At 75.4% G+C, this 13,340-nt stretch carries 12 protein-coding genes and 1 pseudogene; 8 read left to right on the top strand and 5 right to left on the bottom strand.

Annotated features, from left to right (window positions below):
* Positions 1 to 197 precede the first annotated feature (197 nt).
* Positions 198 to 1,483: pseudogene (locus ACW14Y_RS28770) on the bottom strand (DUF692 domain-containing protein).
* Between the two features lie 440 nt (positions 1,484 to 1,923).
* On the opposite strand from ACW14Y_RS28770, the gene ACW14Y_RS28775 reads away from it, so the two are divergent.
* From ACW14Y_RS28775 to ACW14Y_RS28810, 8 genes are all read left to right on the top strand, one after another.
* On the top strand, positions 1,924 to 2,844 hold the full coding sequence (locus tag ACW14Y_RS28775; protein ID WP_380386934.1) for a GNAT family N-acetyltransferase: 921 nt from the start codon (positions 1,924 to 1,926) through the stop codon (positions 2,842 to 2,844).
* Positions 2,845 to 3,144: 300 nt separating this feature from the next.
* Positions 3,145 to 3,891, top strand: coding sequence for a hypothetical protein (locus ACW14Y_RS28780; RefSeq protein WP_380300510.1), 747 nt, complete (start codon positions 3,145 to 3,147; stop codon positions 3,889 to 3,891).
* Between the two features lie 221 nt (positions 3,892 to 4,112).
* A complete protein-coding gene (locus ACW14Y_RS28785) occupies positions 4,113 to 5,135 on the top strand; it encodes an MBL fold metallo-hydrolase (protein WP_380300511.1) in 1,023 nt (340 codons plus the stop codon).
* Between the two features lie 137 nt (positions 5,136 to 5,272).
* Entirely contained in the window at positions 5,273 to 7,186 is a 1,914-nt protein-coding gene (locus ACW14Y_RS28790; RefSeq protein ID WP_456983825.1) for an ATP-binding protein, read from the top strand.
* Positions 7,187 to 7,284: 98 nt separating this feature from the next.
* A complete protein-coding gene (locus ACW14Y_RS28795; RefSeq protein ID WP_030394988.1) occupies positions 7,285 to 7,677 on the top strand; it encodes a roadblock/LC7 domain-containing protein in 393 nt (130 codons plus the stop codon).
* Positions 7,674 to 8,036 (top strand): DUF742 domain-containing protein, encoded by a 363-nt coding sequence (locus ACW14Y_RS28800; protein WP_380300513.1) that lies wholly within the window; start codon positions 7,674 to 7,676, stop codon positions 8,034 to 8,036. Before ACW14Y_RS28795 ends, ACW14Y_RS28800 begins: the two co-directional genes overlap by 4 nt.
* Positions 8,014 to 8,649 (top strand): GTP-binding protein, encoded by a 636-nt coding sequence (locus ACW14Y_RS28805; protein ID WP_380300514.1) that lies wholly within the window; start codon positions 8,014 to 8,016, stop codon positions 8,647 to 8,649. Before ACW14Y_RS28800 ends, ACW14Y_RS28805 begins: the two co-directional genes overlap by 23 nt.
* A complete protein-coding gene (locus ACW14Y_RS28810; protein WP_456983827.1) occupies positions 8,646 to 9,884 on the top strand; it encodes a cytochrome P450 in 1,239 nt (412 codons plus the stop codon). Before ACW14Y_RS28805 ends, ACW14Y_RS28810 begins: the two co-directional genes overlap by 4 nt.
* A 95-nt stretch (positions 9,885 to 9,979) precedes the next feature.
* Here the strand turns inward: ACW14Y_RS28810 and msrB are convergent, their stop codons facing one another.
* The 4 genes from msrB to ACW14Y_RS28830 form a co-directional block, all read right to left on the bottom strand.
* Positions 9,980 to 10,384, bottom strand: a complete 405-nt coding sequence (msrB, locus tag ACW14Y_RS28815) for a peptide-methionine (R)-S-oxide reductase MsrB (RefSeq protein WP_266274191.1) — start codon at positions 10,382 to 10,384, stop codon at positions 9,980 to 9,982.
* Positions 10,385 to 10,405: 21 nt separating this feature from the next.
* Complete coding sequence (murC, locus tag ACW14Y_RS28820) at positions 10,406 to 11,809, bottom strand: UDP-N-acetylmuramate--L-alanine ligase (protein WP_456983828.1); 1,404 nt, start codon at positions 11,807 to 11,809, stop codon at positions 10,406 to 10,408.
* A 145-nt stretch (positions 11,810 to 11,954) separates the two neighbouring features.
* Positions 11,955 to 12,416 (bottom strand): indole-3-glycerol phosphate synthase, encoded by a 462-nt coding sequence (locus tag ACW14Y_RS28825; protein WP_380300516.1) that lies wholly within the window; start codon positions 12,414 to 12,416, stop codon positions 11,955 to 11,957.
* A 141-nt stretch (positions 12,417 to 12,557) separates the two neighbouring features.
* Positions 12,558 to 13,325 (bottom strand): pyrimidine reductase family protein, encoded by a 768-nt coding sequence (locus ACW14Y_RS28830; protein WP_456983830.1) that lies wholly within the window; start codon positions 13,323 to 13,325, stop codon positions 12,558 to 12,560.
* Between the last annotated feature and the right edge of the window lie 15 nt (positions 13,326 to 13,340).

The following is a 13,340-nucleotide window of genomic DNA, read 5'->3' on the forward strand; positions in this document are numbered from 1 at the left end:
AGTGGTTCCCCCGGGTGGTGAGACATGGTTCGGGCGCGCGTGGCGCCGTCGTGGGGCGGTGGTGGGGCGTCGGTGGGGCGCTGTCCGCGCTGTCCGCGCGGTGCCGGGTGCGGTCCGGACGGACGCGCGGCCCGGGTGGGCGGTGGCGTCGGGGCGGACTCGGCACGGGTGCCGCGGGAGCGGCGCCGGTGCGGGGCTCAGGCCTCCCGGCCGGACCGCAGGGCGCGGCGCAGGCGGGCGAGCGGGCCGGGCCGACGTTCGGAGCGGTCCTCGGGCGCCGGGTGGAGCCAGCGTTCCAGGTCCCGCCGCTGGTCAGCGGACGGTTCGGGGCGCCCGGTGAGCGCCCAGGCGGCGAAGGCCCGGGCGTCGGCGCGGTAGCCGCCGGTCTGCGGATTGCCGCGGGCGTAGGCGAGGAACAGCGGCCCGTACTGCGCGCCGAGCAGGCGGGGCAGGTCCGGGGCCACCTTGGCGGTGGTGTCGCGCCGCTTGGCGGCCAGGCCGATCGCCTGGGCGCGCACCTGCGCCGGGTCGAAGCCGGGCGGCACCGGGCCGCCGGCCACCAGGGCGGTGAGCAGTTCGGTCTGCCGGGCCGCCAGCCGGGCCCGCGCGGCGTCGGTGGCGGAAGCGTTGTCGCTGTCGGTGTCGGACGTGCGGCCGGTGGTGGAGACGGTGTCGGTGCCGGGCGCGGAAGCCGCGTCCGGGCCGAGGGCGGCGGTCACCGGCCGCCCTCCAGCACCCGCCGGACGGCGTCGAGTTCGGCCGCCAGCTCGGCCGGCGGCGGGAACGCGGCATCGCGCTCCAGCAGCACCCCGGGCGGCGCGACCCGGGCGCACAGCTCGGCCAGCACCTCCAGCACCGGTTCGGTGACCGGGTGGGCGTGGGTGTCGTGCCAGACCCCGTCGACCATGGTGCCGCCCGCGACGTGCACGTAGGCGAGCGCCTCCAGCGGCAGCCGGTCCAGTTCGGCGGCCGGGTCGATACCGAGGTTGACCCGGTTGGTGTGCAGATTGGCGACGTCGATCAGCAGTCGGACCCCGGTCCGCTCGACCAGCTCGGCCAGGAACTGCCCCTCGGTCAGCTCGTCGTCCGGCCACGCCAGCTGGGCGGCGATGTTCTCCAGGGCCAGCGGCACCGGCAGCTGGTCCTGGGCGATCCGCACGTTCTCGGCGACCACCCGCAGGGCGTCGCGCGAGCGCGGCACCGGCAGCAGGTGGCCGGCCTCCAGGCCGCCGGCCCGGACGAACGCCAGGTGCTCGGTGACCACCGGGGAGCCGAGCAGCGCGGCCGTCCCGGCGAGCCTGGCCAGCCGGTCCGGGTCGGGCCGGTCGGCGCCGCCGAGGCCGAGTCCGACGCCGTGCGGGACCACGGTGAGGCCCCGGTCGAGCAGGATCCGCAGGGAGGCGGGGAGGTGGTCGTCGCAGATGTTCTCGGCGACGACCTCGACCCAGTCCAGGCCGGGCTGCCGCTCGACCACGGTGTCGATCTCGCTGCGCCAGCCGAGGCCGACGCCGAGCCGGCGCGCGGTGCCGGTGCCCGCGGTGCCGTTGCCCGCGGTGTCGGTGGTGCTGGTGGTCGTGCGGCCGGTGGTGGTGGTGCTGCCGGTGGTGCCCGTCGTCGTTGCGGGCGGCTGCGGAGCGGTCCGCAGGGTGGGGGAGGTCATCGGTGCGCCCCCTTCGGAGGGCTGGGTGGAAAGCCGTCGGTCGGCGCGGGCCTCGTCGCCAGGGCCGCCGGGCTGTGGTGCTGAGCATGTCCCCGGACCGAGCGGCTGCCAAGCCTCGGCCGGTCATCTCAGAGCATTACTTGAGCTTGGCGTTGAGTCAATCCGCGATCTCGGCCCGAATTTCCCGCATCACCGCTGGTGGGGACGGCTCCGGTGGAAAACGGGTTCGCGGACGGACCGACGGTGGCTACTGTGACGCAGCTATGACACCGCTGACGATTCGTGCCTTCCGCCCCGAGGACGCCGAGGCCGTGGCGGCCGCCCACCGGGCCGGGCGTGAACACCTGGTCGAGGCACCCGAGATGTTCGTCTGGCTGAACTCCCAGCAGACCAAGGGCCATTACCGCACCTTCGTCGCGGAGCTGGACGGCCGGGTGGTCGGCTCGGTCCGCTGCGGGGTGGTGACCGGGACCAGTACCACCGGCGTCGGCCACGCCAACGGCAGCGTGCTGCCCGAGTACCGGCGACGCGGCGCCTTCACCGCCCTGCTGGCCGCCGCCGAGCGGCACCTGGCCGGGCACGGCGTGGTCGAACTGCACAGCTGGGTGGACGAGGAGCCCGGTCCGCGCGCCTTCGCCGCGGCCCGGGGCTTCGCCGAGGGGCGGATCGCCCACTTCGGTGCCCGGGACCTCGCCCGTCCGCTGCCGGAGGCCCCGCCGCTGCCGGCCGGCGTCGAGCTGCGCCCGGCGCGCGACTGGGCGGCCGACCCGCACCCGGTGTTCCTGGTCGAGGCGGACGCGATCCGGGACGAGCCGGGCGAGGTCGTGATGGACGCCGCCGACTACGAGGAGTGGCTGGCGGGGGAGTGGCACCGCCCGGCCTTCGACGCCGGCCTGAGCGTCGTGGCCGCGGTCGACGGCCGGCCGGCCGCGTTCACCGCCGTGCACACGGACGGCGCGGACCGGTACTGGTCGGCGTTCACCGCCTGCCGCCGGGACTTCCGGGGCCGGGGGCTGGCCAAGCTCGCCAAGCTGGAGTCGTTGCGCCTGGCCCGGGAGGCCGGTCTGCGGCACGCGTACACCTCGAACGACGCGACCAACGCGCCGATGCTGGCGATCAACGCCTGGCTGGGTTACGAACGCTGCGCGAGCGAGCGGAAGTTCATCAAGCGCCTGGGCGGCTGACGGGCCCCGGCCCGGTCGGGCGGGCTCCGTTCCGCCCGGGGCCGGACCGCCCGGGCCGGACCGCTCGGGGTAGGACCGCTCGCGGCGGGACCGCCCGGGGCAGGGTCCGTCCCGGCCGGTCATGACGGAGCGTGACACCCGTCGGCCCGACGGGCGGGCCGGCGGACTGAGCCGGACGGGTGAATCGGGCGCGCGGAGGGGCGTGGCGGCCGTGTGTCGGCCCGGCAGGGGAGTTCCCGGGGTTCTACGGGGCATCACATCGGCGCAGACAGTTCGTGCCCGAGTGATCACGGGGGTGTCGTGGAGATCCTGCTCCAGATCCTGATCGGGTTCGTTCCGGCGGTGATCGGCTTTCTCGCGGCGCGGTCGCTCGCCCGGACCCGCCTCTTCCTGCGCTACGGCTTCCTGCGCGCGCTGCTCGGTCCGTACGGCCGGGTGCAGATAGTCACCCCGAGTATCGAGGTGGGCGAGTTCGCCTACGCCAAGGACGGCTGCCGGCTCACCAGCCGGGGTCCCCGGAACGTGCTGTTCATGCCGATGGCCGAGGCGCGGGCCATCGCCGAACTCACCGACCTGCTGCGGAAGATCAACCGCAAGGCCACCATCGAGCTGGTCACCGCGGGCGCGCAGGACCCGCGGATGCCGACCTTCTCGGTCGGCGGGCCGAGCGTGAACGCCTACTCGGCGGGCGTCCTGGCCACCGCCTTCCCGGACTTCCGGCTGGAGCACCCGCAGGCGGCCCGGGCCCGCTGGGGCGGGATGGCCTTCGAGGCGCAGTACAACGCGGCCGACGAACTCGTCCGCGACCACGGCTTCGTGTTCGTCACCCGGACGTCCCGGCAGGCGCCCTGCGTGGTGCTGTGCGGGGTCTTCGCCTTCGGTTCGGCGATGGCGGTGGAGGCGCTCGCGGCGGCCGGGCGGCAGTCCGCGCTGGCCGGGCTGTTCCGCTCGGGGGAGAAGGGGTTCGTCGCCGTCGAGGGCCGGGTGATCGGCCTGGACACCGTCGACGTGACGGTGGAGGTCTGCCGCGTCCTGCCGTCCGGCTGACCGGGCGTCTGCCGATCCGGTGCCTGCTGACCGGACGGCGGCTGACCGGGTGTCTGTCGATCCGGTGCCTGCTGACCGGACGGCGGCTGACCGGATCCTGGAACGGCGGCGGGCGGCGAACCGGGAGGAATGGGGCGGGACGGGAGAGTCCGGGGCGGGGAATGGCCGAAAACGCCAGGGTTCCGCTCCACCGCTGTCACATCATCGGCATAATCGCGGCCATGACGATCAACCGTGCGAACGTGAGCGCGATTGCCGAGGACCTGTACGTCTGGCTCCCGCCGAAGCGGGGCTGGGGCCTGGCCAACTGCGGACTGCTCGCCGGGCAACGCACCGCGTTGTGGATCGACACCCCCTACGACCCCTCGCTGGCCGCCGAGTTCCTCGCCGAGAGCCGCAAGCGGCTGGCCGACGGCGTCGACGTCGACCGGATCGTCGTCACCCACGCCAACGGCGACCACCTCTGGGGCGCGGGCGTGCTGCCGGACGCCGAGGTGATCGCCACCCGCGAGGCACTGGAGCACATCCACTGGGAGCCGACGCCCCAGCAGACCCACGCGCTGGTCACCGGGAGCGACCCGGACTCGCCGCTCGGCGACTACCTCCGGCGCCACTTCGGGCAGTTCGACTGGTCCGGGACCGAGCCGGTCCACCCGGACACCGTCTTCCAGGGCGAACTGGAACTGCGGGTGGGGGAGTACCCGGTGCAGATCACCGGCCTGCCCGCCGCCCACACCGGCGGCGACCTCATCGTCCACCTCCCGCACCAGCGCGCGGTGTTCACCGGCGACGTGATCTTCGGCTCGACCGCCGCCCAGCCCGGTGACCACCCCTCGCACTGGGCCGGTCCGCTGGAGAACGTCATCGCCGCCTGCGAGCGGATCCTCGCCACCGGCGCCCGGATCATCGTGCCCGGCCACGGGCCGGTGCTCGACCGGCCGGGCGTGCACGAGCACATCGCCTACCTCGGCCACGTCCGCGAGCGCACCCACGCCCTGCACACCGCCGGGCTCACCGCGCTGGACGCGGCCCGCCGGATCATCGCCGAGCAGCGGTACCCCGAACTCGGCCTGCCCGAGCGGCTGGTGCTCACCGTCGCGGCCGAGTACCGGCACCTGGACGGCAGCGAGGTGCCGAACATCCTGGCGGCGATGAACCAGGTGGCGCTGGTGGCCCGTGAGATCGACGAGGACACTCGCGGCCGGACGCCCCGTCCGCGCGCGGACGGCCGCGCCACGGCCTGAGCCCTCGGCCCGCGGCACCCGTTCCACCGCACCTGTTCCACCGCACGCGTTCCACGGCACCTGTTCCACCGCACCCGCCCGCCGCCGCCCCTCCCGACCGAGCCCGCTCTTCGTACAAGGAAACTCCGAGGACGTCGATGACGCAGTTCCTGGTACCGGCCCTGGCGCTGATCGCGCTCGCCGCGCTCGTGGCCGCCGCGCTCCTGGCGCGCGGCCGCTCGCGCGCGTCGGCCCGGGCCGAGGCCGCCGAGGCCGCCTCGGGCCTGGCCGCCGAACGCGCCCGCGCCGCCGAGGGGCAGACCGCCCGGGCCGAGCAGCAGGCCCGCGAGGCCGTGGCCGAGTCACGGCAGGCGGCCGTGGAGGCCAGTGCCGCGGCCGACCGCGCGCTGGCCGCCGAGGACCGCGCCCACCGGGCGGAGAACCGGGCCGCCGAGGCCGGACAGCGCACGGCCGAGGCCGACCACCGGGCGGCCGCCGCCGACCAGCGGGCCGACACCGCCGAGCGGCGCGCCGCGGCGGCCGAGGCCGACGTCGCCGCCCTGCTGGCCGAGATCGGCCACCTCGCCACCGAGCGGGTGGCCGCCGCCGCCCTGCGACTGAGCCACCCCAACGCGCCGATCGCCGGACCGCTCGACGCCGCCGCCGTCGGCCCGGCCGCCGTGCAGGCCCTGCAGGCCGTCCTGGACGCGGCCTCCGCCGCCGTCACCGACGAGCGGGAGCGCGTCGACGCCGCCGCCCGCTCCGCGATGCGCGGCGCCACCTCCAAGATCCAGACGCTGCTCTACCAGATCCAGAGCCTGGTCCAGCAGCTCCAGGACGACAACGACGACCCCCGGCTGCTGGAGGTCGACTTCCGCAACGAGGTCGCGCTGCGCCGGATCCAGACCGTCGCCGTGCTGTGCGAGGCCTGGCCGGGCCTGGCCCGCACCGACTCGCCGCTCGCCGAGGTGGTGGTCGGCGCACTCTCCCGGGTGCCCGGCTACGCCCGCATCAAGGTGGCCAACCACCTGCGCGAGGGCCGACTGGCCGTGGTGGCCCGGGCCGCCGAGCCGGTGGCCATCGCGGTCGCCGAACTGCTCGCCAACGCCACCGCCTACTCGCACCCCGAGACGGACGTGCCGGTCACCCTCCAGCAGGGCGGCCGGGGCGCGCTGGTGATCGTCGACGACAGCGGCATCGGGATGGAGGAGGACCAGCTCCGCCGGGCCCGCCGACTGCTGGCCGGCCCGTCCGACGTGCTGCTCACCGAACTGGGCAACCCGCCCCGGACCGGGTTCGCGGTGGTCGGCAAGCTGGCCCGGCAGTACGGCTTCTCCTGCCACGTCGAGCCCTCCCCGTACGGGGGGATGCGCGCCCTGGTCCGGATCCCGGCCGGGCTGCTGACAGTGGTGGACGAGCAGCAGCCGTTGTCGGTGCTCACCCCGCTGCCGCTGCGGGCCGGATCCGGTCCGGCCGGTCCGGCGCCCGCCCCGGGCGGACGCGCCCGCGAGGGTGTCCCGGCGATCCACGTCGTCCCCCCGGTGGCGGACCTGCCGGACGCGGCGGGCCCGTCCGACCCGCCGCGCCCGTCCGACGGAGCGCCGGTGCACGCCGTCCCGCCGGTGCGGGCGGTGCCGGACGAGCCCGCCGCGCCGGACGACGGCACCGGACTGCCCAGCCGCCGCCGACGCCGGCCGGTGCCCGCGCAGCCCTCGCCCGCCGACGGTGCCGCGGCACCCGTGCCCGGCGCCGTCCGCCCGGTGCGGACGCCCGAGCAGGCGGCCGCCCGCTGGCAGGCGCTCCAGCACGGCACCGGCTCCGGCCGCGCCGCCGTCGCGGAAGCGGAGGCGGAGGCCGTCACCGCGGAAGCCCCGGAAGCCGCCGAGGTCACCGAGGCCGCCGAGGTCACCGAGGCCGCTGAGGCCGCCGCCCCCCAGAGCCCCCACTCCCCGTCCCCCGAGGCGACCGGCCCCGCCGGCGCCGACCGGGCGGCCCCGCCCCGCCCCGACGCCGCCCACACCGGCGCCGGCCCTGCGGCGGCGTCCGGCCGCCGGAGCACCCAGACCTCCTGAGGAGCCGCGCCGTGAGCAGCACGTCCAGCCCCAGCACCGCCACCCCCGCACCCGCCGGCGCGCCCACCGGCGGCGCCCCGGCCGTCGCCGCCGAAGGGATCGGGTGGGTGCTGAGCCCGCTCCTGGAGCTGCCGGGCGTCGTCCACGCGGTGATCGCCACCGGCGACGGCCTGGTCGAGGCCGCCTCGGCCGGCCTCGGCCGCGCCTCCGCCGAGCGGGTCGCCGCGATGACCGCCACCGTCCACGCGGCCGCCCGCGCGTTCACCACCGCCTTCACCGACACCGAGCAGCCCCGGCTGGCGCAGACCGTGGTCGAGTCCGAGCTGGGCTTCGCCGTCGTCGTCCCGGCCGGGGAGAACACCTCGCTCGCGGTGTTCACCACGCCCGAGGCCCAACTCGGCAACGTCGCCTACCAGATGCAGGTCCAGGTGGCCGCCCTCGGCCGCGCCCTGGCCAGCCCGGCCAGGCGGCAGGACGCCCCGCGGTCATGACCGCCGTCCCCCGCAGGCGGATGGTGCCCGCCTACCTGGCCACCGGCGGCCGGGCCCGCGCCGGCGCCGACGGATTCGAACGGCTCACCGTGCTGTTCGCGACCGCCGCCGAGCAGCCGGAGGCGCTCGCCGAGCTGGAGGCCGAGCACCGGCGCCTCTGGGAGCTGCTGCGGCCCGGCGCGCTCACCGTCGTCGAGGCCGCCGCGCACCTGCGGCTCCCGGTCAGCGCGACCGTCTTCCTCGCGGCCGACCTGGTCGAGGCGGGCTGCCTGCACGCCCGCGCGCCGATCCCCCGCGCCCAGCAGACCGACCGCTCCCTCGTCGAGAGGCTCCTCGTTGGACTCCGCACTCTCCGGTAGGCCGCCCGGTCCGGGGCGCCCGGACCGGGTGGGCTACCTGCCCGACCCCGAACAGACGCTGATGAAGCTCGTGGTCGCCGGCCCCTTCGGCGTCGGCAAGACGACCTTCATCCGCACCCTCTCGGAGATCCCCACCCTGCACACCGAGGAGGCGATGACCGAGACCGGCGCCCCCGTCGACGACCTGGCCGGCCTCCCCGGCAAGACGACCACCACGGTCGCGGTCGACTTCGGGCGGCTCACCCTGCCCGGCGAGGTGGTGCTGTACATGTTCGGCACCCCCGGCCAGCGGCGGTTCTTCCCGCTCTGGCAGGACATCGCGCGCGGCGCCCTCGGTGCCCTGGTCCTGGCGGACACCCGCCGGCTCGCCGACTCCTTCGAGATCATGGACATGGTCGAGGAGCAGGGCCTGCCGTACGCGGTCGCCGTCAACCGCTTCCCCGAATCGCCGCCGCACCCGCCCGAGGTCCTCCGCGCCCACCTCGACCTGCACCCCGCCACCCCGCTGGTGCTCTGCGACGCCCGTGAGCGCGGCTCCAGCCTGGACGCCCTGATCGCCCTCACCGAACACGTCCTGCGCGGCCTGCCGCCCTCCGCCCCGGAGCAGTCATGACCACCCCCACCGCGCACCCCCCGACCGACCGGCCCCCGACCGACCGGACCCCGATCGCCCTGCACGGTCCGGCCTTCGCCGCCGACCCGCAGACCGTCTACGAGCGGCTGCGACGACAGGGCCCGGTCGCCCCGGTGGAGATCGCGCCCGGCGTCGAAGCCCTGCTGGTCACCGACTACCAGGCCGCGCTGGACCTGCTGCGCGACACCGACACCTACTCCAAGGACTCCCGGGCCTGGCAGCAGACCGTCCCCCCGGACTCCCCGCTGCTGCCCGTGCTCGGCTACCGGCCGACCGCGCTGTTCAGCGACGGGGAGACGCACGCCCGCTACCGGCAGGTGATCACCGACGGCCTCGCGCTGCTGGAGCCGCACCTGCTGCAGCGCCGGGTCGCCGAGGTCGCCCACCGGCTGATCGGCACCTTCGGGGCCACCGGCTCCGCCGACCTCATCGCCGACTACGCCCGCCGGCTGCCCGTCCACGTGGTCACCACCTGGTTCGGCGTGCCCGACGAGCACCGGGAGCGACTGGTGGCCGGCATCGTCGGCATGATCGAGTCCACCCGGCAGGCGGTGACCGCGTACGCGGACCTCGTCGCCGTGGTCACCGCGATGGTCGCCGAGCGCCGCGAACGCCCCCGGCACGACCTGACCTCGTGGTTCCTCACCCACCCGGCGGGGCTCGACAACGACGAGGTGGTCCGGCAGATCACCCTGACCATGATCGCCGGGAACGAGCCGACCACCAACCTCATCGGCAACGCCCTGCGCCGCCTGCTCACCGACGCCCGCTACGCCGGCTCGCTGTTCGGCGGCGCGATGACCGCGCACCAGGCGATCGACGAAGTGCTCTGGCACGAGCCGCCGCTGGCCAACCTCTCCGCCCACTACCCGCGCTGCGACACCGTCCTGCACGGCCGGGCGATCCCGGCCGGCTCGCTCGTCCTGGTCTCCTACGCCGCCGCCAACTCCGAGGCCGCCCCGCCGGCCGACGGCCCCGACACGGCCGGGCTGCCCAGCGGCGAATCGGCGCACCTGGCCTGGGCGGCCGGCCCGCACGCCTGCCCGGCCCGCGACCCGGCGCTGCTGATCGCGATCACCGCCGTCGAGCAGCTGACCAGCCGGATCGGCGACCTCGAACTCGCCGAGCCCGCCGACACCCTGCGCTGGCGCCCGGGCCCCTTCCACCGCGCCCTGGTCCGCCTCCCGGTCCGCTTCACCCCGCTGGAGGGCTAGGTCCGGACAGCGGCAGGCCCGACCGCGGTGGGTCGGACAGCAGCGGGCCCGGCACCCCGCCTGGGGTACCGGGCCCGTGGCCGAGGCCGTCGCCCCTACTCGGCCGGCTTCAGCGTCAGCGAAACGCTGTTGATGCAGTACCGCTGGTCCGTCGGCGTGCCGTAGCCCTCGCCCTCGAAGACATGGCCCAGGTGGCCGCCGCAGCGGGCGCAGCGCACCTCGACCCGGCGCATGCCGAGGGTGGTGTCCTCGATGTACTGGACGCGGTCGCCGGCCAGCGGCGCGTAGTAGGACGGCCAGCCGCAGTGGCTGTCGAACTTGGTCTCCGAGCTGAACAGCTCGGCCCCGCAGGCCCGGCAGCCGTAGACGCCGACGGTCTTGGTGTCGGTGTACTCGCCGGTGAACGGGCGCTCGGTGCCGGCCTCCCGGAGGACGTGGTACTCCTCCGGCGAGAGCTGGTCACGCCACTCGGCGTCGGTCTTCTCGATCTCGTAGCTCATGACGGCTCCAGGTCGGGGGACTCAGACGTTGGTGGAAACGTTCGCGAGGTGCTCCAGGATTTCCGGACCGAGGTTGGTGACGTCCCCGGCACCCATGGTGAGCAGCAGGTCGCCCGGGCGGGCCAGGCCGGCCAGCAGGGCCGGGGCGGCGGCGAAGTCGTGCTCGGCGGTGACCTCGGCACCGGCCCGGCGGGCGGCGTCGAGGATCAGCTCGCTGGTGACACCGGGGATCGGGTCCTCGCGGGCCGGGTAGATGTCCAGCACCACGGAGGCGTCGGCGAGCGCCAGCGCGGCGCCCATCTCCTCGGCGAGCTGCTGGGTGCGGCTGAACAGGTGCGGCTGGAACACCACCAGCACCCGGCCCTCGGTGGCCTCCCGGATCGCCTCCAGGTCGGCGGTCATCTCGGTCGGGTGGTGGGCGTAGGAGTCGATCACCTGGACGCCGCCCGCCTCGCCCTTGAGCTGGAGCCGGCGGCGCACGCCGGTGTAGGCGCCGAGGGCCTTGGCCAGGTCCGCGGCCGGGACGCCCAGCGCGACGCCGGCGGCCAGCGCGGCGACCGCGTTGTGGGCGTAGTGCCGGCCGGGCACCGAGACGGTGAAGCCCAGCTCCTCGCCGCCCAGCAGCACGGTGACCTCGCTGGTCATGCCGCGCGCGACGACCGACAGCACCCGCAGGTCGGCGTCCTCGGCGGCGCCGACGGTGACCACGTTCAGGCCCTCGCGGCCGGCCACCCGGGCGGTCAGCTCGCGGGCGCCGTCGTGGTCGGCGGAGACCACCAGGGTGCCGCCGGGGGTGATCCGGGCGACGAAGGTCTCGAAGGACTCGTGGATCTCGTCGATCGAGGCGTAGTTGGCGTGGTGGTCCAGCTCCACGTTCAGCACGATCGCCACCTCGGGCGCGTACTTGTGGAAGCTGCGGTCGCTCTCGTCGGCCTCGGCGACGAAGATCTCGCCAGTGCCGTGGTGGGCGTTGGAACCGGGGGCGTCGAGGTCGCCGCCGATCGCGTAGGACGGGTCCAGGCCCAGTTCGCCGAGGGCGACGGCGAGCATGCTGGTGGTGGTGGTCTTGCCGTGGGTGCCGGCCACCGCCAGCGCCCGGCGGCCGCCCATCAGCGCGGCGAGCGCGTCGGAGCGGTGCACCACCGGGATGCCGCGCTCGCGGGCCGCGACCAGCTCCGGGTTGTCGGCGCGGATGGCGCTGGAGACCACGATGCTGCTGGCGCCGTCCGGCACGTGCTCGGCGGCGTGGCCGATGTGGACGCCGGCGCCGAGGGCGCGCAGCGCGAGGACGGTCTCGGACTCCTTGGAGTCGCTGCCGGAGACGCTGGCCCCGCGCACCGCGAGGATCTTCGCCAGGCCGGACATGCCGGCGCCGCCGATGCCGATGAAGTGCGGGGCGTGCAGGTCGTGCGCGGCGTCGTTCAAGGCGGGGCTCCGTACGGGGCGGGGACGGGGGAGGTGCGGACGACGGTCGTTTCGTCCTCGCGGCCGGGGCGCGCCGGACCGCAAGGACGATTCTGCACCACGACGGCGTCCGGACCCCGCCCCGCCCGACCCGGGAAGGGCGGGGTCAGGAGTCGCTGGCGAACAGCCGCAGCACGGGGACGCCCACCTTGTGGCGGGCCTGGGAGGCCCAGTCGCGGTGGAAGAACTCCTCCACGAAGTGCGGGGACGTGAGCACCACCACCTCGTCGGCCCGGTGCTCCTCCACCACGGCGCGCAGCCGGTCCAGCGGCTTCTCCTCGACCAGTTCGCCGACCGCCTCGGCGCCGGCCCGGCGCAGGTGGCGCAGGCTGTGCTCCAGCGACTCGGTGGCGACCGTGGGCCCGCTCTCGGACTCGTCGTGCTCGTGCACCACCTTGTCGAGGTGGCCGAGGGCGACGTCGTCCAGCGCCCGCAGCAGCTCGTCCTGCTTGCCGCGCGGCTGCATCAGGACGACGAAGGACACCTTCTCCTCGCTGTGCAGCGTGGTGACGAGCTCCACGTCGGCGTCGGAGAGCGCCTTTTCGATCATCAGTACCGTCTTGAACACGTGAGTCCCTTCCAGACACCGGCCCCCGGGCCCCGGCCACGCATCCCATACTGCCCGGCGGAAGCTTTCCGCACGCTGCTCACCCGGCACACGGGCCACGCGGAGGAAGTCCCGGAAGGGAGCGGGATCACGGTGCGGAGGTCATGGGGTCGGCGGACGCAGGTAACGGGTGAAGAGGAATCCTTTCTGCTCGATCAATGAGACCAGCCGCATCCGTCGCACGTCAGGCATTTCCGCATCGTGGATGATGCGCGGCGCGTCGCCGCCGGTGATCAGCGGGGCCAGCGACAGGCACAGCTCGTCCAGCAGGTCCGCGGCGGCCAGCTGCCCCAGCAGCCGGGGGCCGCCCTCGGTCAGCAGCCGGGTCCAGCCCCGGTCCGCCAGCGTCGCGACCGCCGCCCGCAGGTCCACCGAACCCCGGCCGACCGCGATCACCTCGGCCACCTCGGCCACCGCCGCCAGCTCGCGCGCCGGAGCGTCCTCGGTGGTGACCACCACCGTGCGCACCAGCGGCTCGGTGAACAGCGGCGCCGCGAGGTCCAGGCCCAGCGAGCGGCTGACGACCGCGATCACCGGGGCCGGCGCCTGCCCGGCCGCCCGGCGCGCCCCGGCGAACCCGGCCGGCGCCGCGGCCGGGCCGTACCCCTCGGCGCGCACCGTCTCGGCGCCCACCATCACCACGTCCGACAGTGCCCGCAGCACCCCGAAGATCCGCTTGTCGGCCGGGCTCGACAGGCCCTCCGAGAGCCCGTCCAGCCGGGCCCCGCCGTCCAGGCCGGCCACCATGTTGGCGCGCAGCCACGGCCGGCCGTGATTCACCTGCCCGGGGTACGCGTACACGGCGGCGAGCGCCTCCGACGACTCCGGATCCTCGAACGCCGCACCCGGCGGACCGATCAGCTGCTGCATGCCCCCAGTCTCGCA

The sequence above is a fragment of the Kitasatospora sp. cg17-2 genome (genome assembly GCF_054031055.1).